Origin of the sequence: Rhodococcus zopfii NBRC 100606 = JCM 9919, assembly GCF_001895025.1 — a bacterium.
GTDB classification, from domain to species: domain Bacteria; phylum Actinomycetota; class Actinomycetes; order Mycobacteriales; family Mycobacteriaceae; genus Rhodococcus; species Rhodococcus zopfii.
On record NZ_BCXI01000013.1, the window covers coordinates 178,636 to 203,919 of the forward strand.

The 25,284-nt window shown below is 69.5% G+C and carries 18 protein-coding genes and 1 pseudogene; 13 read left to right on the forward strand and 6 right to left on the reverse strand.

Translation table 11 applies throughout. The annotated features are described in order from the left end of the window. Positions 1-2 precede the first annotated feature (2 nt). Positions 3-1,661, forward strand: a complete 1,659-nt coding sequence (locus RZ1_RS09850) for a class I adenylate-forming enzyme family protein (protein WP_072811360.1) — start codon at positions 3-5, stop codon at positions 1,659-1,661. A gap of 116 nt (positions 1,662-1,777) precedes the next feature. Continuing rightward, positions 1,778-3,019, forward strand: coding sequence for an NAD(P)/FAD-dependent oxidoreductase (locus RZ1_RS09855; protein ID WP_072811362.1), 1,242 nt, complete (start codon positions 1,778-1,780; stop codon positions 3,017-3,019). A gap of 3 nt (positions 3,020-3,022) precedes the next feature. On the opposite strand, the gene hutH is transcribed toward RZ1_RS09855, so the two are convergent. Continuing rightward, on the reverse strand, positions 3,023-4,564 hold the full coding sequence (gene hutH, locus RZ1_RS09860) for a histidine ammonia-lyase (protein ID WP_072811363.1): 1,542 nt from the start codon (positions 4,562-4,564) through the stop codon (positions 3,023-3,025). A 44-nt stretch (positions 4,565-4,608) separates the two neighbouring features. Further along, positions 4,609-5,172, reverse strand: coding sequence for a PadR family transcriptional regulator (locus RZ1_RS09865; protein ID WP_072811364.1), 564 nt, complete (start codon positions 5,170-5,172; stop codon positions 4,609-4,611). A gap of 94 nt (positions 5,173-5,266) precedes the next feature. Between RZ1_RS09865 and RZ1_RS09870 the strand changes: the two genes are divergently transcribed. After that, on the forward strand, positions 5,267-5,734 hold the full coding sequence (locus RZ1_RS09870; protein WP_072811365.1) for a DUF1707 SHOCT-like domain-containing protein: 468 nt from the start codon (positions 5,267-5,269) through the stop codon (positions 5,732-5,734). Between the two features lie 108 nt (positions 5,735-5,842). Next, the gene (locus RZ1_RS09875) at positions 5,843-9,286 is read left to right on the forward strand and encodes a TM0106 family RecB-like putative nuclease (protein WP_072811366.1); all 3,444 of its coding nucleotides are present in this window, start codon (positions 5,843-5,845) and stop codon (positions 9,284-9,286) included. 22 nt (positions 9,287-9,308) lie between these two features. On the opposite strand, the gene RZ1_RS09880 is transcribed toward RZ1_RS09875, so the two are convergent. Genes RZ1_RS09880 through RZ1_RS09890 form a run of 3 tightly spaced genes read right to left on the reverse strand, consistent with a single transcriptional unit; the run spans position 9,309 to position 13,839 of the window. Continuing rightward, complete coding sequence (locus tag RZ1_RS09880) at positions 9,309-10,499, reverse strand: thiolase family protein (protein WP_072811367.1); 1,191 nt, start codon at positions 10,497-10,499, stop codon at positions 9,309-9,311. Positions 10,500-10,539: 40 nt separating this feature from the next. Next, positions 10,540-12,264, reverse strand: a complete 1,725-nt coding sequence (locus tag RZ1_RS09885) for a class I adenylate-forming enzyme family protein (protein ID WP_072811368.1) — start codon at positions 12,262-12,264, stop codon at positions 10,540-10,542. 60 nt (positions 12,265-12,324) lie between these two features. Further along, positions 12,325-13,839: a carotenoid oxygenase family protein gene (locus RZ1_RS09890; RefSeq protein WP_072811409.1), complete on the reverse strand. Its 1,515-nt coding sequence runs from the start codon at positions 13,837-13,839 to the stop codon at positions 12,325-12,327. 215 nt (positions 13,840-14,054) lie between these two features. Between RZ1_RS09890 and RZ1_RS09895 the strand changes: the two genes are divergently transcribed. From RZ1_RS09895 to RZ1_RS09910, 4 genes and pseudogenes are all read left to right on the forward strand, one after another. Next, complete coding sequence (locus tag RZ1_RS09895) at positions 14,055-15,269, forward strand: acetyl-CoA acetyltransferase (RefSeq protein ID WP_072811369.1); 1,215 nt, start codon at positions 14,055-14,057, stop codon at positions 15,267-15,269. Between the two features lie 26 nt (positions 15,270-15,295). After that, the gene (locus tag RZ1_RS09900; protein ID WP_174565180.1) at positions 15,296-16,303 is read left to right on the forward strand and encodes an NAD(P)H-dependent flavin oxidoreductase; all 1,008 of its coding nucleotides are present in this window, start codon (positions 15,296-15,298) and stop codon (positions 16,301-16,303) included. Positions 16,304-16,326: 23 nt separating this feature from the next. After that, positions 16,327-17,262 (forward strand): winged helix-turn-helix transcriptional regulator, encoded by a 936-nt coding sequence (locus RZ1_RS09905; protein ID WP_072811410.1) that lies wholly within the window; start codon positions 16,327-16,329, stop codon positions 17,260-17,262. Between the two features lie 146 nt (positions 17,263-17,408). Further along, positions 17,409-18,265, forward strand: a pseudogene (locus RZ1_RS09910) (endonuclease domain-containing protein); the annotation flags it as partial. Between the two features lie 18 nt (positions 18,266-18,283). Here RZ1_RS09910 and RZ1_RS09915 read toward each other — a convergent pair. Beyond that, complete coding sequence (locus RZ1_RS09915) at positions 18,284-19,363, reverse strand: porin PorA family protein (protein WP_169917890.1); 1,080 nt, start codon at positions 19,361-19,363, stop codon at positions 18,284-18,286. A gap of 345 nt (positions 19,364-19,708) precedes the next feature. On the opposite strand from RZ1_RS09915, the gene RZ1_RS09920 reads away from it, so the two are divergent. From RZ1_RS09920 to RZ1_RS09940, 5 genes are all read left to right on the forward strand, one after another. Beyond that, on the forward strand, positions 19,709-20,176 hold the full coding sequence (locus RZ1_RS09920; protein ID WP_072811372.1) for an SRPBCC family protein: 468 nt from the start codon (positions 19,709-19,711) through the stop codon (positions 20,174-20,176). A gap of 78 nt (positions 20,177-20,254) precedes the next feature. Further along, positions 20,255-20,968, forward strand: a complete 714-nt coding sequence (locus RZ1_RS09925; protein WP_072811373.1) for a phosphatidylserine decarboxylase — start codon at positions 20,255-20,257, stop codon at positions 20,966-20,968. A gap of 59 nt (positions 20,969-21,027) precedes the next feature. After that, complete coding sequence (locus RZ1_RS09930) at positions 21,028-21,882, forward strand: CDP-alcohol phosphatidyltransferase family protein (protein WP_072811411.1); 855 nt, start codon at positions 21,028-21,030, stop codon at positions 21,880-21,882. A 21-nt stretch (positions 21,883-21,903) separates the two neighbouring features. Beyond that, positions 21,904-24,084: an AAA family ATPase gene (locus RZ1_RS09935; protein WP_072811374.1), complete on the forward strand. Its 2,181-nt coding sequence runs from the start codon at positions 21,904-21,906 to the stop codon at positions 24,082-24,084. Between the two features lies 1 nt (position 24,085). Further along, positions 24,086-25,267 carry a hypothetical protein gene (locus tag RZ1_RS09940; protein WP_072811375.1) on the forward strand — a complete coding sequence of 394 codons (1,182 nt, stop codon included), beginning with the start codon at positions 24,086-24,088 and terminating at the stop codon, positions 25,265-25,267. The last annotated feature ends 17 nt before the right edge of the window (positions 25,268-25,284 follow it).

Sequence of the window (25,284 nt, forward strand, 5' to 3'; positions counted from 1 at the left end):
TCATGAGCATCTACGACGAGAAGGTGTGGCTGGCGCAGTACAGTCCGGCTCAGCGTCAGCCGCGCACCATCGAGTACGACAACGCCCTGGCGATGTTCGACGCTACGGTCGAGCGCAACCCCGACGGCGACATCATCCGGTACTTCGACGGCCGGATCACCGCCCGTGAGCTCGACGAGTTGAGCGATGCATTCGCCGCCGGCATCACCGATGCGGGATTCCGGCCCGGCGAACGGGTGGTGATCTACGCGCAGAACATTCCGCAATTCGTCATCGCTCAGCTCGGCACCTGGAAGGCCGGCGGAACCGCGGTGTCCGCCAACCCGATGTACCGTGCACGCGAACTCGAGGAAATCCTCCGCGATTCCGGCGCCACGGTGCTGGTGGCACTGCAATCGCTGTACAAGGACGTCGCCGAGAACGTCGTCGGGTCGACCGGCGTGCGGACGGTGATCACCACTTCGGAACTCGACTTCCAGAGCGCGAACAGCGGGACGCTCGCAGGCGCGGAGCGCGTCGACTGCCCGGGCACGATCGACCTGGTGACGATGCTCGAGCGCTTCCGTGGAACGCCCGTACCCGCGGTCGACGTCGGCCCCGACACGGTGGCGTTCCTGACCTACACATCCGGAACCACCGGGCCCCCGAAGGGCGCAATGACCACGCATCGCAACGTGGCGTTCAACGCGCAGACCTATCGCGACTGGATCGGAATCGACGCCGACGACGTGATTCTCGGTGTCGCCCCGCTGTTCCACATCACCGGCCTCGTCGGGCACATCGCTCTGTCCCTGCTGACAGGTGCCCCGCTGGTGCTGATGTACCGCATGGACCCGGAAGCAACCATCGAGACCATCCAGCAGCAGCGCGTCACCTTCACCGTCGGCTCGATCACCGTGTTCATCGCGCTGATGAACTCGGAGAATTCCAGCCGTGAGGCCTTGCAGAGCCTGACCAAGATCTGCTCGGGTGGGGCACCGATTCCGCCCAGCACCCTGGCCGCGTTCGAGGAGAAATTCGGGCACTACATCCACAACATCTACGGTCTGACCGAGACGACATCCCCCTCGCACTGCGTACCGTTCGGGACGAGGGCCCCGGTCGACGAACTCACCGGCGCCACCTCGGTCGGGGTGCCGGTCTACGACACGGTGGTACGCATCGTCGACGACAACGGAAACGACCTGCCGCCGGGCGAGATCGGTGAGCTGGTGACCGCCGGCCCGCAAGTCGTGGCCGGATACTGGAACAAGCCCGAGGCCACGGCGAAGTCGATCCCGAACGGGGTCCTGCACACCGGCGACGTCGGATACATGGACGCCGACGGCTGGTTCTACATCATCGATCGCAAGAAGGATCAGATCAACGCGAGCGGCTACAAGGTGTGGCCGCGTGAGGTCGAGGACGTCCTCTACGAACACGACGCCGTCCGTGAAGCCGCCGTGGTCGGAGTCCCCGACTCGTATCGGGGAGAAACGGTCAAGGCCTTCGTCAGCCTCCGACCCGGATCATCGGCAACACCCGAAGAGCTCATCGCGTTCACCAAGGAACGACTCGCCACCTACAAGTGCCCTCGGGAAGTCGAGATCATCGCCGAGATCCCGAAGACAGCCACCGGAAAACTACTGCGCCGAGAATTGCGCACCGTCCCCGAGCCGTAGCCCGACTCGCCCGTCACGCCGGACCGGGCCGGTGCATCCAGGCTCGTTCGCCGTCCCGGTCCGGCGCACGCGGGCATGATGGAACCGGATGGGCCTTTCGGCTACGGGAGTGCGTCATGACCGTTCGTCGGGTGATCGTCGTCGGTGCCGGTGTCGTCGGCCTGTCCACCGCCTGGTTCCTGCAGGAACACGGGGTCGACGTCACGGTGCTGGACCGCACGGGTGTCGCCGCGGACGCCTCGTGGGGCAACGCGGGGTGGCTGGCCCCGGCGTTGACGCTGCCGCTGCCCGAGCCGTCGGTGCTGCGCTACGGACTGCGGTCCGCGCTGACGCCGTCGTCGCCGGTGTACGTGCCGCCCACCACCGACCTGCGGTTGCTGCGATTCCTCGCCGGTTTCGCCCGCAACTGCACACCCGGTCGCTGGCGCGCCGCGCTGGCGGTGTTCGTGCGGGCGAACCGGGTGGCGCTGGACGCGTACGACGACCTGATCCGCGGCGGGCTCGCCGAGCAGACCCGCACCGCCGATCCGTTCCTGACCGCGTTCCTCTCCGAGCAGGATCGGCAGGGTCTGCTCGACGAATTCGAGCAGGTGCGGGCCGCCGGCGGCGAGGTCGAGTGCGAACTCCTCGACCGCGACACCGTCCGGTCGCTCGAGCCGTTACTCGGCGACGCGGTCCGGGCCGGGGTCCGGATTCGCGGGCAGCGGTTCATCGATCCCCCACGGTTTCTGGCGGCGCTGGCAGACTCCGTGCGCGAGCGCGGCGGTGAGATCGTCGCCGGGTTCGACGCCGAGTCGGTGCGTCCGCGCGCGGATGTCGCGGAGGTTGTCGCTGCGGGCGGCGATGCTCGCTCCGCGGACACGGTGGTCCTCGCGACCGGCGCGCGACTCGGCGACCTGGCGGGGCCGTTCGGGGTGCGGACGATCGTGCAGGCCGGTCGCGGCTACAGCTTCAGCGTCCGCCCCGCGGAACTGCCCAAGAACCCCATCTACTTTCCGACCCAGCGGGTCGCGTGCACACCACTGCACGACCGGTTGCGGATCGCCGGGATGATGGAGTTCCGCAGCCCCGACGCGCCGTTCGATCCGCGGCGGGTGCAGGCCATCGTCGAGGCCACCCGTCCGCTGCTCGGCGGGATCGATTGGTCCGCACGGGAAGAGGAGTGGGTGGGGTCTCGCCCGTGCACCGCGGACGGGCTTCCGCTGGTCGGCGCCACCCGGTCGGCGCGGGTGTTCGTCGCGGGCGGGCACGGCATGTGGGGGGTGGCGCTCGGTCCGCTGACCGGACGGATGCTCGCGCAGGCGGTGGCGACCGGAACTCCGGATCCGCTTCTGCGCCACTTCGATCCCCTGCGGTGAGGGTCACGGCAAGGGGCCGACGACCGCCTCGGCCGCGGCGACGAGTTCACCCGACGCGGCCATGGCGACCGCCTCGTCGATCTCCGGCGCGAGATGCCGGTCGGCACCGGGACCGGGTACGCGACGGCGCAACGCATCGCGGACCGCGGCGGTTCCCGCCGCCGGGACGAGCGGGGATCGAAGATCCAGAGCCCGTGCAGCGGTGAGCATTTCGATCGCCAGCACGCGGGTAAGTCCGTCCAGTGCGCGGCGCAGTTTACGGGCCGCGGACCACCCCATCGACACGTGGTCCTCCTGCATCGCCGACGACGGAATCGAGTCGACACTCGCCGGTGCCGCCAGCCTCTTCAGCTCCGCGACGATGCCGGCCTGCGTGTATTGCGCGATCATGTGGCCGCTGTCGACGCCGGGATCGCCGGCGAGGAACGGCGGCAGACCGTGGTTGCGCGCGACGTCGAGCATCCGGTCCGTGCGGCGTTCGCTGATGCTCGCCACATCGGCGACGGCGATCGCGAGGAAGTCGAGGACGTAGCCGAGCGGGGCGCCGTGGAAGTTGCCGTTCGATTCGATACGCCCATCGGCTGTGACAACGGGATTGTCGATGGCCGAGGATAATTCGCGGACAGCGACCTGCTCGGCGTGCGCGAGGGTGTCACGGGCAGCACCGGCGACCTGCGGGGCGCAGCGCAGCGAGTACGCGTCCTGGACGATCGGGCAGTCGTCGGTGCGGTGGCTGGCGACGATCCCCGACCCGGCGAGCAACCGCGTCATGTTCGCCGCCGCGGTCGCCTGGCCGGGGTGCGGGCGCAGCGCGAGCAGATCGGCGGCGAAGACCCGGCCGGTCCCGAGCAGCGCTTCGACACTCATGGCCGCGGCGATGTCGGCGAGCCGCAGCAGATTTGCGAGGTCGCGGCTCGCGAGCACGAGCATGCCGAGCATTCCGTCCGTGCCGTTGATCAGCGCCAGCCCCTCCTTCTCTGCGAGAACCACCGGTGTGCAGCCCGCCTCGGCGAGTGCCTGCACTGCCGGCAGGGCGGTACCGGCGCGATCGCGAACAGTGCCCTCCCCGATCAGGGCGAGCGCAACATGCGCGAGCGGCGCGAGGTCGCCGGAGCAGCCGAGACTGCCGTGCTCCGGCACGATCGGGGTGATCCCGGCGTCCAGCATGGCCGCGTACGCGACGGCGGTTTCGCCGCGGACGCCGGTGCGTCCGGTGGCCAGGGTGGACACGCGCAGCAGCATCATCGCCCGCACGACCTCCCGTTCGACCTCGGGGCCCGTTCCCGCGGCGTGGGAGCGCACGACGCTGCGCTGGAGCCGGGCCCGGTCCTCGGTGGGGATGTGCCGGGTGGCGAGTGCACCGAAGCCGGTGGAAATGCCGTACACCGGCCGGTCGTCGCGGGCCAGTGCGTCGACGAGGGCGCGGCCGTCGGCGATCGCGGTCAGCGCCTCGCCGGACAATCGGACCGATGCGTCGCCGCGCGCGACCCGCACCACCTCGTCGGGGGTGACGGGTCCGATTCCGACGACGACCTCACCGGCCATCGTTGCCTCCCGAATGCGCGCTCGAGGTCGTTGTGGGCTTCGAGTCATTGTGGGCGTCCCCCCGGCCCGGCGGGGTCGTCTTGCGGATTCGGGCCGGTCAGGCGGTCCCCGACGCGGTCGAACCAGTCGAGCACGGCGCGTTCGTAGATCAGGCCGAACTCGAGAGTGGACGCGAAGTAGGGGTCGGCTCCGTCGAGCGCGGCAGCGTGTTCGTACTCGGCAAGCTGCCGTTCGTGCGCGGCGCGGTGGGTCGCGAGCATCTCGGCGAGTCGCTCGGGCGGCAGGTGCCCGCCGAAGGCGACGGTCAGCAGCAGCGGATAGCGGATGTTCTCGGGGCCGGGTTCGCGGGTGATCCAGTGCGCGAAGGCGCGGCGGCCGTCGTCGGTGACGGTGTAGGGCTTACGGTCGCGCGGGCCCTTCTCTCCCGCCTCGATCAAGCCCGCGGCCTCCATCGCCGCGAGTTCCCGGTACACCTGGCTGGTGGTGACGGACCAGAACTTGCCGATCCGGTCCTGTGCGGTCGCGACCAGGTCCCATCCGGTCTTCGGACCCTCGTGCAGGAATCCGAGCAGCGACGCCGCGGTCGCGTTGAGGGGTCGGGCTGCCATCGCTGTTCCTTACGTCCGAGGGTTGACATTCCACTGTGGCATATCGCATGCTGATGTACGCGACATTCCACAATGGAAGATCCGGGGAGGGATCATGGAGTACGCACCCGCTCCCGAACTACGAATCTCCGACGCCGACCGCGAACGGCTCGTCGAGATCCTCGGTACCCACGTCGGCACCGGCCGCCTGACCCTCACCGAGTTCGACGCGCGCGTCGCCCGGGTGTACCGGGCCGTCACCGAGAACCAGGCACGGCAGGTGCTCGCCGACCTTCCCGCCCCTGCACCTCCGGCCCCGCCTCGGCACCCGCTGCGGGACCCCCTGCGCGGGCTTCCGTTGCATCAGCGCATCGAATGGTCGGTGTGGCTCGCTGTCGGCGTTCTGAATCTCGCGATCTGGGGCCTCGTGTCGGTCGCGGCCGGCACGGTCGTCTACCCCTGGCCGGTCTGGGTGATCGGGCCGTGGGCCCTGGTCCTGCTGGGCCGCACCGCGCTGGGCGTCGAGGGCGGGTGCGCGGCGAGCATCCACCGGCGCCCTGCGCCCCGTGCGTGGTTCCGGTAGCGGCCACTGCCAGAACCGCGCACGAGCACGGGGGTCGCGGGAGGCTACGAGAACCCGGAGGTTCTGGGATAGTCGAGCCATGCGACCGCAGCACCCCGGACCCCGCTGATGTTCCTGCTCGACGACACGCTGGTGTACAGCGCCAGCGACCTCGCCCATGCCGCGACCTGCGAATTCTCCTTGCTCCGGGCCCTCGACGCGGCGCTGGGCCGGTGCGCTCCGACGGACACGGTCCCCGATCCGATGCTCGAGCGAGCCTCCGCGCTCGGCGACGCGCACGAGCAGCGGACGCTGCACGATTTCCTGGAGCGCTTCGGTGACGGGGTCGCGATCATGCCGCGTCCGGCGCACACCGCGGCCGGCTACGCGGCGGCGGCCGCCGCGACCCTCGCCGCCATCGGCGCGGGGAAGGACGTCGTCTATCAGGGCACGTTCTTCGACGGCCGGTTCGTCGGCTTCTGCGACTTCCTGGTCCGCGAGAACGACACCTACGCCGTCTACGACACGAAACTGTCTCGGAACGCGAAGATTCCGGCGCTGCTGCAGTTGGCGGCGTATGCGGATGCACTCGCCGCGGCGGGTGTTCCGGTTTCGCCCGACGCCCACCTGCTGCTGGGCGACGGGACCGACTCGGCGCAGCCGGTCGCGGACATCGTTCCGGTCTTCGCGCTGCGCCGCGCCCACCTGCAGAAGCTCGTCGACGACCATCACCGCTCGGGTGCGGCCGTGGCCTGGGGCGGCACCGGGCATATCGCGTGCGGGCGCTGCGCGGCGTGCGAGCCGGAAGTGTCGTCGAATCGGGACCTGCTGCTGGTCGCCGGGATGCGGGCGACGCAGCGCGCCCGGCTCATCGCCGGCGGGGTCACCACCGTCGACGGCCTCGCCGCCCGCGAGGATGCGGTTCCGGGTATCGCCGCGCGCACCTATGCGTCGCTGCGCGCGCAGGCGCTCGCGCAGCTCGAGCAGGAACGCACCGGCTCGGCCTATGTGGAGGTGTTCGCCCCGAACAGCCTCGGCGCACTGCCGAAACCGGATGCCGGTGACATCTTCTTCGATTTCGAGGGAGATCCGCTGTGGTGCACGGGGGACAGCCCGGATTGGGGGCTCGAGTACCTGTTCGGCGTGGTCGAAGGGACCGCGCAGGAACCGGTGTTCCGGCCGTTCTGGGCTCACGATCGAGCCGAGGAACGGCGCGTGTTCACCGAGTTCCTCGACTATCTGACGGACCGGCGGCGGCAGTACCCGAACATGCACGTCTACCACTACGCGGCGTACGAGAAGTCGGCGCTGCTGCGACTCGCCGGCCGACACGGGGTCGGCGAGGAGATCGTCGACGACCTGCTGCGGGCGGGCGTTCTCGTCGACCTGTACCCGGTGGTGCGGGCATCGCTGCGGATCGGTGCGCAGTCGTACAGCATCAAGAAGCTCGAACCGCTGTACACGACGAAACGTGACGGCGACGTCACCGACGCGGCGGCTTCGGTGGTCGCGTACGCCGACTACTGCGATCGCCGCGACGCCGGTGACGTCGAGGCGGCCGCGGAAATGCTCGCAGGCATCGCGTCGTACAACAGAGACGACTGCGTCTCGACGTTGCTGCTGCGGGACTGGCTGCTCGCGCGGGCGGACGAGCACGGTGTCGCGACGACCGACCCCGTCGCGGTCGCCGAGACCGACGAATCCACGCCCGATCCCGTCGAATCGGCACTGCGCGAGTTCGCCGGCGTCACACAGCATCCGGAGCGGAGCGACGACCAGCAGGCCGTGGCGTTGATGGCCGCGTCGCTCGGATACCACCGTCGCGAGCGGAAACCGTTCTGGTGGGCGCACTTCGACCGGCTGTGCGATCCTGCCGACGAATGGTCCGACACCCGCGACACCCTGGTCGCGACGTCGGCGACCCTCCTCGACGACTGGCACAAGGCCACACCGCGGCAACGCAAACTGCGCCGCAATCTGCGGTTCGCCGGCGAATTCGGCACCGGCAGCACCGTCGGCCCGGGCACCACGGTGTATCTGCTCTACGACGCCCCCGTGCCGGACGGACTGCCCGACGGCGGCCCCGGCACCCGCGGGTGGAGCACCGGCACGGTCGTCACCCGCGACGTGGACGACCATTTCCACGACGTGCTCGTCGTCGAGGAGACGCTGCCCACCGATTCCGACGAGTACACGCAGCTGCCGATGGCGATCACCCCCGGCCCGCCGATCCGGACCACGAGCGTCGAAGCGGCCATCGCGACGGCCGCCGACGAGATGTGCGAGACGCTGCCGATACTGCCGGCCACGGCGGCGGTCGACGTGCTGCGCCGGGTTCCGCCGCGCACCCGGTCGACGGCAGATCTGCCCGCGGCGGCCGACGGCGACCACGCCGCCGCCATCACCGCCGCACTGCTCGACCTCGACGACTCGTACATCGCGGTGCAGGGCCCACCCGGCACCGGCAAGACCTACACCGGGGCACGGGTCGTCGCCGGCCTCGCGCTCCGGCACGGCTGGCGGATCGGGGTCGTCGCACAGTCGCATTCGGTCGTCGAGAACATGCTCGACGGGATCATCGACGCCGGCGTCCCGGGTGCATCCATCGTGAAGGCCAAAGCCAGGAAGTCCGATCCGGCGTGGACCGCGGTCCCCGATGCGAAGGCACTGGCCCAATTCCTGGAGCACGCGGTCGACGGTTGTGTCGTCGGAGGCACGGCATGGGATTTCACGAACCTGTCCTGCTTCGAACCCGGCGGTCTCGATCTGCTCGTGATCGACGAAGCGGGGCAGTTCTGCCTCGCGAACACGGTCGCGGTCGCGCGAGCCGCGCGAAAGTTGTTGCTGCTGGGCGACCCTCAGCAACTGCCTCAGGTCAGTCAGGGCACCCATCCGGAGCCGGCGGACACCTCGGCGCTGGGATGGCTCGCCGAGGGGCACGGCGCACTGCCCGCCGACCGCGGCTACTTCCTGTCCCGCACGTGGCGCATGCACCCGGCGCTGTGCGCGCGGGTATCGGATCTGTCGTACGAGGGTCGTCTGCTCTCGCAGGAGAACGTCACGGCCGCACGGTCGCTGGACGGAGTGCTACCCGGGGTGAGCAGTGTCCTGGTCGAGCATCACGGCAACTCGACCGAATCGGCGGAGGAGGCGGCCGAGATCACCCGGCGCATCGCCGCGCTCCTGGGCACACCGTGGCGTGACCCGAACTCGTTCGAGGGCGCGCGCCCGCTCGCCCAGGGCGACGTCCTGGTGGTCGCGCCGTACAACGCGCAGGTCATCGCGATCCGGGAGCGGCTGGCCGCGGCGGGACTGAGTGGGATCGACGTGGGTACCGTCGACCGGTTCCAGGGTCGCCAGGCCGCCGTCGTGTTCGTGTCGATGACCGCGTCCGCACACGAGGACGTCCCGCGTGGCATGTCGTTCCTGTTGTCCCGCAATCGGCTCAATGTCGCTCTCTCGCGAGGGAAGTGGCACGCGGTTGTCGTGCACTCCCCGGCACTGACCCGGTATCTGCCGAGCACACCGGAGGGACTGACCGAACTGGGGGCGTTCCTGCGGCTCACCCGCTGAGCCGCCGCACACACCCGTCCCTTCACACCCGCTGCACGACGACCGCCGCCCCGAGCCCGAGGCCACCGGGAATCACCAGCAGGGCGAACTCCCCGTCGGTCCGGACCAGCTCGTCCAGGGCATTGACGAGAAGCATCCCGCCACTCGCACCCAGCGGATGTCCCGTCGCGACGGCGCCGCCGTTCGGATTGACGCGCGCAAGGTCGAGGCCGAGTTCCCGGGCGACCAGCAGCGGCGACACCGCAAACGATTCGTTGGCCTCGACGACATCCAGGTTCGCGGCCGTGATCCCGGCCCGATCCAATGCGGCGCGGGCCGCGGATACGCCCGCGGTCAGCCGCGGCGAGCGCACCGCCGTCTGGGTCACCGCCACGATCCGCCCGATCGGGTCCGAGCCCGCGGCGGATCGGGAGCGCCCGGATCCGAGGACGAGGGCCGACGCCCCGTCCGCCAGTTGCGGCGCGGTCCCCAGCGTGTGCAGGCCCCCGACGGGCCGGAGCGAATCGGGGAGTTGCCGCGCGACGAGCGCCCATGACGGGTCGTCCCCGAACAGCGTTCCGAGAGAAGCAAATCCGTCGAGACTCGCGTCGGCGCGCGCTCCTTCGTCCCGGTCCAGCACGACGGTGTCGCCGGAGGTGATCGGGACGATCGACGCGGATGTCGATGCGGCGGAACGCCGATGCGACGTCACGGCATAACGGTCGAGATCCTCGCGGGTGAAGCCCGCGTCGGCCGCGGTGAGGTCTGCCGCGACACCGATGGTCACGTACCCGGTGACGTCCTGCAGCGGTCCTTCGTACGCGAACGCGGGTTTGTCGGTCAACATCGGCACCCGCGACATGGACTCCACCCCACCTGCAACGACGACGTCGTGCATCCCGGACGCGACCTTGGCTGCGGCGGTGCCGATCGCGTCGAGCCCGGAGCAGCACAGCCGCGACACCACCCCACCCGGAACCGTGTCGGGCCACTGCGCCCACAGGGCCGCGGCGCGGGCGACGTCACCGCCCTGGTCACCGGCGGCCGTGCTGGTGCCGATGACGATGTCGTCGACCTGCTCGGCGTCGAGTCCCCTCGCTTGCAGCGCGCGCAGCAGTGTCGCGAGAAGTTCGTATGCGGGCACGTCGGCCAGGGTTCCGCCGCCGCGCCGGACGCGGCCCTTGGGTGTCCGGACCGCGTCGTAGACGAAGACGTCCGAGCTGAACTGGGACAAGGAATCTCCACTTCGGGAAAACAGAGGGATGATGCAGGAGTCAGTCGACGGGCGTGGGTGTCCGCCGGAGTTCACGCTTGAGGAGCTTTCCGACGGCGTTGCGGGGAAGCACCTCTCGGACCTCGAGGCGCTCGGGAAGCTTGAACGAGGCGATCTTCCGTTCCTTCAGGAACGCCACCAGTTCGTCGAGGGTCAGCGAAGCACCGGCGCGGCACACGACGACCGCGGCCACCTTCTCGCCGAGCACGGTGTCGGGATCACCGACGACGGCGACCTCCGCCACCGCCGGGTGTTCGGCGATGATGCCTTCGAGTTCGACCGGCGCGATGTTCATGCCGCCGCGGATGATCAGGTCCTTGCTGCGGTCGACGTAGCGCAGGTACTGGTTCCGGTCGCCGGCGATCTCGAAGATGTCGCCGGTCTTCAGGTATCCGTCGTCGTCGAACGGGCTGGGGAGGTCCGCTCCCCCGATGTATCCGGGGAAGACGGCGGGACCCGCGATGCGAAGTTCGCCGGGCCGGCCGGGTTCGGTGATCTCCTCACCGGTCTCGAGGTCGACAAGCATGACGCTGACACGCTCGGCGATCCTCGACGACCACCGGATGCCTTCGGCTCCGTAGCGGGGGAAGAACTGCGCTCGGATGTCGGGGTCGGGGAAGTCCTCGGGACTCGACAGCAGCGACACACCCTCGTTGGAGCCGAAGAAGTTGATGACGCTGAGCCCGAACCGTTTCTGCCACCCTCGCACCATCGCCGGTTGCAGCGGCGCCGAACCCGAGCCGATCCGGGTCAGGCTGGACAGGTCGATCTTCGCGAGCAGGTCCTCGTTGTTCAGGAGCATCCACATCAGCGCCGGTGGCGCGATCGTGTAGGTCACGCGCTCGACCGCGATCTGCCGGAAGAAGGTGGGCGCGTCGAAGGGATGGTGTTGCACGAGCGTCGCCCCCATGACGAGCCACGGCAGCAACATGCCGTTGATGCCCGCCATGTTGATCATGGGGAACGGATTGAGCAGCACGTCGTCGACTACCACGCGGGGTGCGTCGATCGTCGCGATCGAGAAGGCGAGCCAGTCGTAGTGGGTCCGCTGCACCCCCTTCGGTTCGCCCTCGGTGCCGGACGTCCAGCAGATCGTGACGCAGTCGTTGGGATCGTTCGGGTCCGCGGTACGTAGCGCCTCGACCCGCCCCCTGTCGGTGTCCGAGGCCGGACCCGGGACGATGTGCGCATCGGCCGTTCCCGAATTCTCCTCGGCTGCACCGATCGTCAGGACCGACCGCAGGGACGGAATCGCGTGCCGCGCCGCAACGACTTCCGCGGCGGTCGGCCGGCCGCCGAACTTCTCCACGGTCAGCAGGATCGCGAAGCCGCCCTTGTTCGACATCGTCACGATCTCGTGTTCGCGATACTGCATCGCCAGCGGCGACACGATGGCACCGATCGACCACGCGGCGAGGTACACCTCGACCAGTTCGACGGAATTGGGCAGTTGCACTCCGACGACATCCCCGCGACCGATGCCGTGATCGAGCAGTCGCGCCGCGAGGTGGACGACCTCGGATTCGAGTTCGTTCCATGTGAGGCGCCGGGGCTGCGATCCGACGAGGTCGGCCCGGTTGGCCGGGTCGACGATCGCGGTGGCGTCACCGCGCGCGCTCACCTGCTCGCGGAACACCCGGTCGAGCGTTCGATCCGTCCACCATCCGCGCCGGACGTAGTCGTCGACGCGCTCTTTCGGATGCAGGCCTCGGCGTGGCTGGGCCATGTGCCACCTTTCCTTCTCGACTGTGCGAACTGAGTTACGGGGAGAACGGATTCACGATGCTCACAGGCCGATCGCCTGCGCCGGGTCGTCGGCGGCGCGCCAGCGCCGCAGCTCGGCGCCCGCCGCCCACGTGGAATGGGTTCCGCTCGAAATTCGTTCGGGCAGACGCAGTTTGCAGACCGGTCCGTCTCCGACCGCCGCGGCGTCGAACACCAGGCAGTAGGAGGCGTCGTCGTTCATATCGGTGGTGAGCGTGACGAGGTATCCGTCGTCCTCCGACGTGCTGCCCACACGCGGAGCCATCGACGTCTCGCTGCCGTACACGCCGTCGCCGAACGACCAGCTCTCCTCGGCGCCGGTGCGCACGTCGTGCTTGACCAGGCCGTTGAACAGGAACCGTCCCGGCACACCCGTCGCCGCGTAGACGTAGCGATACTCGCGTCCGCCGAGCGCACCGTTGATCATGCCGAACTCGGTGATCGTGTCGGTGAGGGGTTCTTCCTTCACCGCTCCGGTGACGAGGTTGAAACGCCAGCGGTGCAGCCGGGTCTGCAGGTAGTCCAGCGCAAGGAACCGGAATGCCCGCTGCTGGTCCGTCAGTCCTTCGGTCGAGGGATCGGGGGCGCCCTGGTAGAAGCCGTCGAGCACGATCTCGTCGCCGTCCTCGTAGGCGTTGGCGAAGTGCAGGACGTAGGTCGGGTCGGCTTCGAACCACTTGATGTCCGACGTCTGCCCGCGGCGCGGGATGACCGCGAACCGGGCCGGCATATCGCGATGGAACTTGGGTGCGTGGATGCCGCGCCCGAGCAGTCGGGGATCCCAGAACAACGGCAGATCGTTGAGGATCGCGTAGTTCTCGGTGAAGGCCATGTCGTGCGGCAGGCGCGGACCGGGGAGCGGAATGTCGACGTAGTGCACGAGGTCGTTGTTCTCGTCGACGACGCCGTACTTCATGTACGGCGCCTCCTTGCTGTAGTTGAAGAACAGCATTTCGCCGGTCGTTTCGTCGACCTTCGGATGCGCCGACACACCCCAACGGGAGGGGAAGCGCCCGTTCCAGTCCTCCTTGCCCAGCGTCCGGGCCGTGTACGGATCGAGGCGGTACAGGTCACCGCACTGCCAGAAGCTCGTCAGGGCACGCCCGCGATGGACGACAACGTCGGTGCTCGACGCGTCCTTCATCCGCCGCCGCGCACCCCAGCCGTCCTCACGTTCGGCCCACTCGGGCATTTCCGAGGCACCCGCCCACAGGGCACGGCCGGCTTCGTTCTCGGCGAGAAGGCCGTCCGTGCGGACGAAACGGTTGCGGTAGAACGCCTTCCCGTCCCGGAAACCGACGACGTGGATCATGCCGTCGCCGTCGAACGGGTGGTATCTCTGCACGGCCGGATGGAGCGGGTTCTCGGTGTTGCGCAGGTACACACCGTCCAGGTCCGCGGGGACCTGCCCCTCGACGACCTCGAGATCGTCGGCCTTCCATTCGGTGGTCTGCGGCCGCCACGGGCCGGTGCGGTAGGGGTGATCGTCGTCCTCGGGAAGGGTCGACAGCAGTCGGCCGACGATCTCGATATCCATGATGGCGTTCACCTTTCGCATCGGCTGGCGCGGCATCCCGGCGTGGGAGTCGGGGTGCGCCTTCGTTCTACAACTAAGAGAGTGACTAACAACACGTGCCGTTGTCAAGACGCGCTCGACATCCACGTCTCGAGGGAATGAGGACTTCCCATTTCCCGCAAACTCTTATAGTTGTAGTAACGATCGCAGTTCACACAGCCCGAAAGCAGAGACCCATGAGCCCTGAACCGGTGTGGATCGCCGGCGGATACCAGTCCGACTTCTCCCGAAACCTCACCAAGGAGGGTCTCGACCTCGACGCACTGACGGTCGAAGTCGCCCGCGGTGCACTCGACGCCGCGCGCATCCCGATCGCCGACATCGACGTCGTCCACGTCGGGAACGCGTTCGCGCAGGTGTACACCGGTCAGGGTCACCTCGGCGCGATGCCGGCCTCGGTCCTCCCCGACCTGTGGGGTGTGCCGGCCACCCGCCACGAGGGCGCCTGCGCGTCCGGATCCCTCGCGATCCTCGCGGCGATGGCCGACCTCGAATCCGGGCGATACGACTGCGCCCTGGTCGTCGGCGTCGAACTCGAAAAGAACGTACCCGGCGACCTCGGTGCGAAGAACATGTCCGGCGCTGCCTGGATCGGGCACGAGGGTCAGGATGCTAAATTCATGTGGCCCTACATGTTCAGCCGCATCGCCGACGAGTACGACAAGCGGTACGGCCTGGATCCCCGGCACCTGTGGAGCATCGCCGAGTTGAATACCCGCAATGCACGCTCCAATCCGAACGCACAGACCCGCGGGTGGCAGTTCGGTCCGGCGTCCTTCACCGACGACGCCGATGCCAACCCGGTCGTCGAGGGCCGGTTGCACAAGGTGGACTGCGGTCCCCTCACCGACGGCGGCGCCGCGGTCGTCCTGATATCGGACCGGTACCGCCGGGCACACCCGGAAACGACCGGCCTATCGCGCATCCTCGGCTGGGGTCACCGCACCGTCGGCCTGCTGCTCGAGGACAAGCTCGCCCGCAGCGCCGACGAGCCGCTGATGTTCCCCCACGTGTCCGCCGCCATCGGAGATGCCTTCACCCGCGCCGGCATCACCGGGGTCGACGACCTCGACCTCATCGAGACCCACGACTGCTTCACCGCCAGCGAATACATGGCGATCGACCATTTCGGCATCACGAAACCCGGCGAGAGCTGGCGCGCAATCGAATCCGGGGATCTCGAGATCGGCGGGCGTATTCCGATGAATCCGAGCGGCGGTCTACTCGGCGGCGGACACCCCGTCGGCGCAACCGGTGTGCGCATGCTCCTGGACTGCCACAAGCAGGTCACCGGCACGGCAGGCGACTGCCAGGTGCCCGGCGCTGCCCGTGCCGGAATGCTCAACTTCGGCGGAAGCACCACTACCACCGTCAGTTTCGTCGTCGGATGACGACTGCGCAGACAGAGAAGACGAACATGTCGACAGCAACCCGCCCGGTGACACACTTCGAGAATTTACGCCTGCCGGTCGTGGCGGCTCCGATGTTCCTCGTCTCCGGCCCCGATCTGGTGGTCGCCGCCTGCGAGGCGGGCATCGTGGGATCCTTCCCCAGCCCGAACTGCCGCACCACCGCGGACCTCGACGTGTGGATGGGCACCATCCGCGACCGCCTCGCATCGTCGCGCATCGCGACGGCGCCGTGGGCACTGAACCTCGTCACTCACCGAACCAACACACGTCTCGCCGACGACCTGCGGCTCGTCGCCGAACACCGGCCCGACATCGTGATCACTGCCCTCGGCTCCCCCGCCCCGGTGATCGACGTCGTCAAGTCGTACGGGGGAACGGTCATCGCGGACGTCGTGAGCATCGCGCTCGCCCGCAAGGCCGCACAGGCAGGTGTCGACGGGCTCGCGTGCGTGTCGGCCGGCGCGGGCGGCCACACCGGCCATCTGTCCCCCTTCGCGTTCATCTCCGCGGTCCGGGAGTTCTTCGACGGGATCGTGACCGTCGGTGGTGCCGTCACCGACGGCGCCGGCATCGCCGGGGCGGTCGCCGCGGGCGCCGACCTCGTCTACATGGGCACCCGATTCCTGGCCGCCACCGAGAGCATGGCCTCACCCGAATACAAGCAGATGGTCGTCGACCACGGACCCGACGATCTGATCGTGAGCGCCGGCGTCACCGGCACTCCCGCGTCGTGGCTGCGCCCGAGCCTGGTCGCCAACGGATTCGATCCCGACAACCTGGTTTTCGGTGCCGAACGATCCTATGATGCGGCATCGGACGGTCCCGCCCGCTGGAAGGACGTGTGGGCGGCCGGACAGGGACTGCAAACGATCAAGTCGGTCGAGCCGGTGGCGGGAATCGTCGACCGGCTCGAATCCGAGTTCGCCGCAGCTACCGCGCGATTCGTCGCCCACGGCTACAGCGCGGCGGCCGGGGCACCGACACCGCACCGAGCCTCGGAGCGGCACCACTAGAGTCTGCGGATGTGGCCGAACGAATGTTCACCGAGCTTGCCGAGGGTGGCGACAACGCAATCGCCGTCACCCTCGGTGTACTCGGCGACGAATGGAACCTGTGGATCCTGCGTCACGCGGTGGCGGGGTGTCGGCGCTACGGCGACTGGATCGCACAGGGTTCCATCTCGAATTCGGTTCTGTCGAAGCGGCTCACCCAGCTGACCGAGCTCGGCCTGCTCGACAAGGTCCGCTATTCCGACCGTCCCGTCCGCTTCGAGTACCCGCTCACACCGCGCGGACTCGGTGTGTGGCCGGTGCTGCTGAGCATGTGGGCGTGGGAGCAGACGTGGTCGCCCGAGTCCTCCGACATACTGCCGTCCATGCGGCACGGCACCTGCGGCGCGACGTTCACGCCGGTTCTGGTCTGTCGCGCATGTGGTGAACCCAGCACCCGCCGTGACGTGTCGGCGGATCTCGGGCCGAGTGGAGACTGGACGCGCAGCGTGCCCGCGTCGATCGGCCGTCGCCGGTCCACGTCGACGCGGCAACCGTCCCAGGTACTGCCGCACACCATGGAGCTGTTGGGGAACCGGTGGTCGGCCGCGATGATCGGGGCGTTGTTCCTGGGCGCGAGGCGGTTCGGCGAACTGGCGGAGCGCACGAGCGCGCCGCCGGCGATGGTCGCCGACCGGCTCCACCGGCTCGAGGCACTCGGGGTCGTCGAGACGTCGCCGAACCCGGCACGGCCGAACTGGGTGACCTATGGGCTCACCGCGAAGGGTGAGGCCTTCTTCCCGGTCGTCGCGCTGATGATCGACTGGGGCCAGCAGTGGTTCCGGGCGCCCGAGGGTCCGGCGATCCGGTTCCGGCACGTGGTGTGCTGGAAGGACTTCCATCCGGTCCTGCACTGCAACGTCTGCTCCCAGCCGCTGCGCGGCCGGGAGGTCCTGATCGAGCCCCCGGCGTCCGGCCCCTGATGAGACGGAGGTTGTGCGCGAGATCTTCGGGAATGTCGCGCTCAACCTCCCCCTCACCGCGCCGGAGACCTGTGGATATCGTCGAAGTTGTACACATGCGCGCCCAGCCGGTTTCGCAACCGTTCGCGGTCGCGCACGCTGGCATCATGATCGACTTGGACCGGCCGTTCCGGGGTTCGGAGGCCCTCGGCGCGGGGATGGTCACCCGGCACGGCCTCAGCCGGAACTTCGTACGTCTGCACCGGGACGTCTACATCCGCCCGGGGATCGCGCCGGCGGCGCGACTGCGAGCGGAGGCCGCGTGGATGTGGTCCAACCGCAGTGGGATCCCGGCCGGGCTGTCGGCGGCCGCGGTGCACGGATCGCGGTGGATCAACCCGCACGCGCCTGCCGAACTGATCAGGGACGGGCATGTGCGATCGGTGCCCGGCATCGTGGTTCGTACTGCACGGGACGTGGAGACGTGTGCGGTCGACGGGATGATCGTGACGTCACCGGCGCAGACAGGCTACGACCTTGCGCGGCGTCACCGCCCCACCATCGCGTGCGTCGAGGCGCTCGACGCACTCTGCAACGCAACCGGATTGAGGGTCCGCGACATCCAGGACATCGCGACGACGCATCGGGGCGACCGAGGTTCCGGCGACCTGGAACGGATACTCACCCTCGTCGACGGGGCGCCGCGTCACCCCCCGAGACGCACACACGACTGCTGTTGATCCGCTCGGGATTGCCCGCACCGGAGACACAGATCGAGGTGTTCGACGGCGACCGCGTCGTCGCGCGCGCGGACCTGGGCTGGAAGCACTGGCGGGTACTCGTCGAGTACGACGGCAGCCACCACTGGACCGATCCGGCCCAGCGCGCGAGCGACATCGAACGCTATGCCTTGCTCCCGGAACTGGGTTGGACGGTCATCCGAGTGGGCGCAGACCTGCTGTACCGGCGATCCGGGGTCCTCGTCGAGCGGGTCCGGGAGGCGCTGCGTCGTGCAGGTGCTCCCGCTCGACGGAGGCTCAGGTCAGGTGCCCGGCCCGGTGGACTCCAGAACGTCGCCGCTCGCGCCGTCGGCCTCGCCCGCCGGCGGAGTCGTGGGTGCCGGGCGGCCGCGCCGCGCGATCCCCACGACGATGAGCACGACACCGATCGCGGTGAGCAGCAGGGGCAGCCACCCGGCGACGATGTCGAGCATGGTCTCCGAGGAGGACAGCTTGGAGGCCGCGTTCGCGACGGACGCGTTGTCGGTGCTCACGACGGCACGGGACAGGTCGAGCAGCGGGATCAGCTCGTCACCGGCCTTCATGTTGAGGACGGTGGTCTGGTCCTGGACGGTCCGCAGCGGAGTGCCGAAGCGGGTGTCGACGTCCATCTCGATCGTGGTGTCGGCGGTCAGCACGACGGGGACGAGGTCGGGCTGGGTCGCCAGCGCCGCGGTGAGGGGCTGTGCCTGCTCGGGCGGGAGGAAGCCGGCGAGGATCCCGAGGATCTGCTTGGGGAGGACCGAACCGTCGCCGACGCCCGCCATCGCGGCGATCCCGGCCTGCGCCGGGGTGAGCACCTCGGGGTCGACGATCGGAGCCGTGCGATCGCCTCGCAGTTCGAAGACGTCGCGACCCTCGAGGACCGAGTCGCCGACGTGCTCGAGCGGAATCGGTTCGCGAGTAACGGTGTAGTACAGCGCATTACCGTCCGGGTCGGGGTTCATTGGCAGCGAGAAGGTCATCGCGCCCTTCTGGTCCTCGACCTCGAATCCCTCCGGCGCCGGCCGCTGCGTGTAGTCGACCCGGCTGATCGCGTAGGTGTGGGACGACGTGGAATTCCCGTCGGGCCGCTGGGTTTCGGCCACGGTCGTGATGACCGCGACGTCGCCGTCGACGTGCTCGACGTCCACGTGCCGGGCGACGGTGAACGCGACGCCGTCACCGAGCGCGAACTTGCTCGGGTCGAACGACTGCAGGCTGCCCGTGTACGTCGACTCACTGTCGATTTCGGTGGGGAGTTTCGTCATCGACGGGACGGCGACGAATCGGATGAGCGCGGCGGCTGCGATGAGCAGCACCCCGACAACGGCGAGTACGAGCGACGAACGGCGCAAAGCCACGTGGTCCTCCTGAGATTGCAGGCAGCACCGGTCCACGGACCACCGACGCTGCGGGGACCGCTCGATACCGCCGAAAGACGTGATTCACTGCAGCGCAATGGATTCAGATCGATCCACTGCAGAACTACCATCCCCTGCCGGCGCCCCCACGCCGCATTCCTCCGATCATCCCCACTCCGTGATGCGCTCAGCATACGGACTGTATGTATGAAATACAGCACTTTTCCGGGAGAATGTGGGCGCGAAGCCGGGTTGCATGAATCCACGAGGCTTTCCCCGCCGGTCGACGTACGATAGTGTCGACCTGTTTGTAACTCGAAGTACCACATATTTATCGGGAGTGACGTGTCCAGAACCCTCGAAGCCACGATCGACATCTCCGCAACCCCGCAGCAGGTGTGGGCGGTTCTCGCCGACCTCGAGCGGATGGGAGAGTTCAGCCCGCAGTGCCGCCGGATGACGGTGCGTGGTGGCCCCGTCGGAGTCGGAACCACCACGATCAACATCAATCGCAAGGGCCTCCTCGTCTGGCCCACCACCTCGAAGATCCTGACCTTCGAGCGAGACCGCGAGCTCCGATTCCGCGTCAACGAGAACCGCACGATCTGGTCGTTCCTCCTCGAACCCATCGAGACGGGAACCCGCGTCGTGCAGCGACGCGAAGCCCCCACCGGCACCAGCAAGGTCTCGCAGCTCCTGATCAAGCTGGCGATGGGTGGGACCGAATCGTTCGACGACGAAATGGTCGTCGGGATGAATGCCACCCTCGCCCGGGTGAAGAACGCGGTGGAGACCACGCCCGCCACGGTGTGACACTGCTCGCGTACGCTGTGGTAGCCCGCGGGCCCCGTCGGTCCGCGGTTCACATCGCACGCGACAGTAAGAGGAGCCGTGGCACGTAAGCCCACACCCGCCGGTATGCCCCCGACCAGCGGTGTCGCCCACATCGCCGATCTGGTCCGGAAGGCGGTTCCGCCGCTCCATCCCGCCGGACTGCCGTTCGTCGCGGCGCCGCTCGCGGTGGCCGCGCTCGGTCGCAACCGCAAATGGGTGCGCCGCGCCGGGCTCGCATCCGCCGCGGCAACCGCGACGTTCTTCCGTCATCCGCACCGGGTCCCACCGAACCGGGTCGGGGTCGTCGTGGCCCCCGCCGACGGCGAGGTCGCGCTCGTCGACACCGCGGTGCCGCCGGCCGAACTCGGTCTGGGCGGCGAACCGCTGCCGCGCGTGAGCATCTTCCTGTCGGTGCTCGACGTGCACGTACAGCGCAGCCCCGTCGGCGGCATCGTCCGCCAGGTCGTACACCAGCCGGGCAAGTTCCTCTCCGCCGATCTCGCGGACGCCAGCGAGGTCAACGAGCGCAACAGCATGCTGCTCGAGACCGGCGACGGCCACCAGGTCGCCGTGGTCCAGATCGCCGGCCTGCTCGCGCGCCGCATCGTCTGCGACGCCGGCGTCGGCGACACCCTGCCGATCGGCGACACCTACGGCCTGATCCGCTTCGGCTCCCGCGTCGACACCTACCTCCCGGCCGGCACCCGCCTACTCGTCGAGCGCGGACAGCGCACCATCGGTGCCGAGACCGTCATCGCTCAGCTGCCGTGAATCCGCCGCTCACCCCTGCCCCCGAACCGGAACGCAAACGCCGCGGACGACCGCAGGCGGTGCGCCTGTTGCCCAGCGTCATCACGATCCTGGCGCTGTCGGCGGGTCTGTCCGCGGTCAAGTTCGCGCTCGACGGCGAGCTCGGCACCGCGCTCGGCATGATCGGCGCCGCCGCCGTCCTGGACTCGCTCGACGGGCGCATCGCGCGACTGCTCGATGCCACCAGCAAGATCGGCGCCGAACTCGACTCGCTGTCCGACGCCATCTCGTTCGGCGTCGCCCCGGCCCTCGTGCTGTACGTGACGCTGCTCGACGTCAGCGCGTTCGGCTGGATCATCACGCTGCTGTACGCGGTGAGCATGGTGCTGCGCCTGGCCCGGTTCAACACCCTCCTCGAGGACGACTCCGTTCCCGCCTACGCCCGGGAGTACTTCGTCGGGGTACCGGCACCGGCGGGGGCCCTGGTCGCGCTCGCCCCCGTCGCCGCGTTCATCCAGTGGGGCGACGGCTGGTGGGCCTCCTACCCCGCGGTCGCGGTGTGGACCCTCCTCACCGCCTCGCTCGTCGTCAGCACGATCCCGACCCTCGCCATGAAGTCGGTGTCCGTGCCGCCCCGGCTGGCCGTGGTCCTGCTGTTCCTCGTCGCGCTCGCCGCTGCGGCCCTGGTGACCTACCCGTATGTGCTGATGCTCGTGCTCGTCGGCGCCTATCTCGCGCACATCCCGTTCGCGGTCCGCTCCAAACGCTGGGTCGCGGCACGACCGGAAACCTGGGACATCAAGCCGTCCGAACGTCGCGCGATCCGTGCCGAGAACCGTGCCCAGCGTCCCCGCCGCGTCGTGATCCGCCGCGCGGCCGCCCCCGCGGATCGCTCCTCGGCGCGCCTGGGGCTGCGACGCCCTCGAGGACGGTGAGCACGCTCTAGGCTCGGCGGGGTGACCACCGCTGAACTCGCGCTGACCGTCCGGCTCAACACGTCTGCTGCGGACGCACGCCGCGGTGTCGTGCGCCTGCACCCGGAAGCGCTGACTGCGCTGGGCCTGCGCGAATGGGATGCGATCGCGCTCATCGGCGCCCGCCGCACGTCAGCCGTCGCCGGGCTCGCCCCCGCCGGCACTCCCACCGGCACGATCCTGCTCGACGACGTCACGCTGTCGAACACCGGCCTGCGCGAGAACGCCACCGTCGTCGTCGCACCCGTCACCGTGTACGGCGCCCGGTCCGTGACCGTGACCGGGTCGTCGCTGGCCACCCACTCCATCAGCGACGCGACGCTGCGACAGGCCCTGCTCGGGAAGGTCGTGACCGTCGGCGACACCGTGTCGCTGCTCCCCCGCGATCTCGGTCCCGGGACGAGCACCGCCGACACCACCCGCACTCTGTCGCGCACGTTCGGCGTCGCCTGGACGTCGGAGTTGCTGACGGTGACCGCCGTGGACCCGACCGGACCGGTCAGCGTGCAACCGAACACCGCCGTGACGTGGGGCGGTCGCACCGGGGCACCCGCGCCGTACGCACCCGCGGTCGCGGGCGCCGCGGCGACGTTCACGGCACCGGAACGCGCCGCCGCGCCGCCGCCGGAAGACCTGGTCGGGGTGCAGGCACAGGTCGCCAAGCTCACCGAATGGCTGAAGCTGTCCCTCGACGAACCGGAACTGCTGCGCACCCTCGGCGCGTCCCCGCATCTGGGGGTACTCGTCACCGGCCCCGCCGGGGTCGGCAAGGCCACGCTCGCCCGTGCGGTCCTCGCCCACCGGAAGGTCGTGGAGGTCGACGGCCCCGGGGTCGGCGCACTCGCAGCCGACGAACGGCTCCGCCGCGTGACTGCCGCCGCCGATGCCGTGGCCGGCGACGGGGTGCTGCTCGTCACCGACATCGACGCGCTGCTGCCCGACACCCCGGAACCGGTGTCCACGCTGATCCTCGACGTGCTGCGGCGGATCGTCGACACCCCCGGGGTCGCGCTGGTGGCGACGACCGCGCATCCCGATGCGGTCGATTCGCGGTTGCGTTCCCCCGAGATCTGCGACCGCGAGCTGAGTCTGCCGCTGCCGGACGGCGCGACCCGTCGTGCGCTGCTCGACGTGCTGCTGCGCACGGTTCCGTCCGAGGGTCTGAAGCTCGACGCGATCGCCGCGCGCGCCCCGGGCTTCGTCGCCGCGGATCTCGCGGCCCTGTGCCGGGAAGCGGCGCTGCGGGCGGCGTCACGGGCGAGCCGCGACGACGAGGACCCGGTGTTGCTCCACGAGGATATGGTCGGTGCGCTCGAGGTGATCCGTCCCCTGTCGCGCTCGGGAACCGAGGAACTCGCCATCGGCAGCGTGACCCTCGCCGACGTCGGCGACATGGTCGAGACCAAGCAGGCTCTCACCGAAGCCGTGCTGTGGCCTCTGCAGCATCCCGACTCGTTCGCGCGGCTCGGCGTCGATCCCCCGCGCGGGGTGCTGTTGTACGGCCCGCCCGGCTGCGGCAAGACGTACCTGGTCCGTGCGCTGGCGAGCACCGGACATCTGAGTGTGCACGCGGTCAAGGGCGCCGAGCTGATGGACAAATGGGTCGGCGCATCCGAGAAGGCCGTGCGAGAACTCTTCGCCCGGGCGCGCGATTCGGCGCCGTCGCTGATCTTCCTCGACGAGGTCGACGCGCTCGCACCGCGACGCGGTCAGAGTTCGGATTCGGGGGTGGCCGACCGGGTGGTCGCGGCGCTGCTCACCGAACTCGACGGCGTCGAACCGCTGCGTGACGTCGTGGTGCTCGGCGCCACGAACCGTCCCGATCTCATCGATCCGGCGCTGCTGCGGCCCGGCCGGCTCGAGCGCCTCGTGTTCGTGCCGCCACCGGACGCCGAGGCCCGCGTCGACATCCTGCAGACGGCAGGAAAGTCCGTTCCGCTCGCCGACGACGTCGATCTCGGGGCACTCGCCGCGGACCTGGACGGATACTCGGCGGCGGACTGTGCGGCTCTGCTGCGCGAGGCTGCGCTCGCCGCGATGCGCCGCAACGTCGACGCGGCGGTGGTCACCGCCGACGATGTCGCGACCGCCCGCACCGCGGTGCGGCCCTCGCTGGATCCGGCGCAGGTCGAGCATCTGCGGGCGTACGCGGAGAACCGCTGACATGGCCACGCTGACCGCGGCCCGCGTCGATGCCCCGCTCGCGGCGCTGGCGGGTTTGTGCGCGGCGGCGCTCGCCGGGGTCGTTCTGGCGGTCGACGGTGCCGTCATGGCTGCGCCCGTCCACAACGACAGCACGCCGGTCGTCGCGGCGGTACTCGCGGTGGTCGCGGTGGCGGGACTGCAGCACTCCGGGTCGCGGCGCACCGGGTGGATGATCGCCACCGGTTGTGTGCTGGTGCTGGGCACCGTCCGCTACATCGCGCCGTCCGACGCCGACACGGACACGCAATCCGCTCTGCAGATCGTGGTCGCGGCGACCGCGGGCATCCTGCTCGGCGCGGCGATCGCCGCGACGTGGGGGCGTGCGAGCGGCCAATGGGCGGTCATCGCCGGTGCCTGGTCTGCGTTCCTCGCGGCGGCGGCGACCGGGACCGAGCGGCCGTTCCACTCACTGCACTGGACGGTGCCGCAGTGGCTGCTCGCGATCACACTCGTCACGGTCGTGGCCGCGGCGCTCGTCGCGCAGCCGGGGATGCGGGTGCAGCGAGCCGATCCGCGGTTGTGGCCGGTCGCTGTCGGTGCAGCGCTGGCCCTGTCCGTCGGATACCGACTGCTCGGCGACCGGGTGACCGCCGAGTCGGCGTCGTCGACCGTGCGGATGTGGTTGTTCGTCGGCGGCGCACTGCTGCTCCTCGTCATCGGCGCGGAGGTGACGGCACGGTTCCTGCCGCCGGGCGACGGCCCCTTCCCGATGGCGGTGACGGGTGCGACCGTCACCGCGTATCCGCTCGTCGCAGCGCTCGGCGGGCCGGAAGTGCCGGGGTGGACTCCGGCCGTCGCGGTCGTCGCGGTGCTCGCCGGGCTGCGCGCGGCGCCGCGCATGCCGCGCCCCGAGCTGGGTCTGGCCCTCGCGCTGGTGACGACCGCGGTCGCGGCACTGTGGCCGGATCTCGCCGCCGACGGCTGGCCTCTGCTGGTGCGGGTCGCGCTGATCGCGGCGGGAACGGGCCTCGCGCTCGGCTCTGCGCTGCCGGGCTCAGCACCCGTCGCCGCGCTCGGAGCCGCGTTGCCGTTCGCGGCGCTTCCGGTCCTGGGGGCGGTGTGGTCGATCGCGGCGGACCCGATGCTGGTCGTGGGCGCTCTGGTGGTGGCGGGGGCGGTGTGCGCGTGGGAGGTGCGGTGATCTAGCTGTAGTTCCCA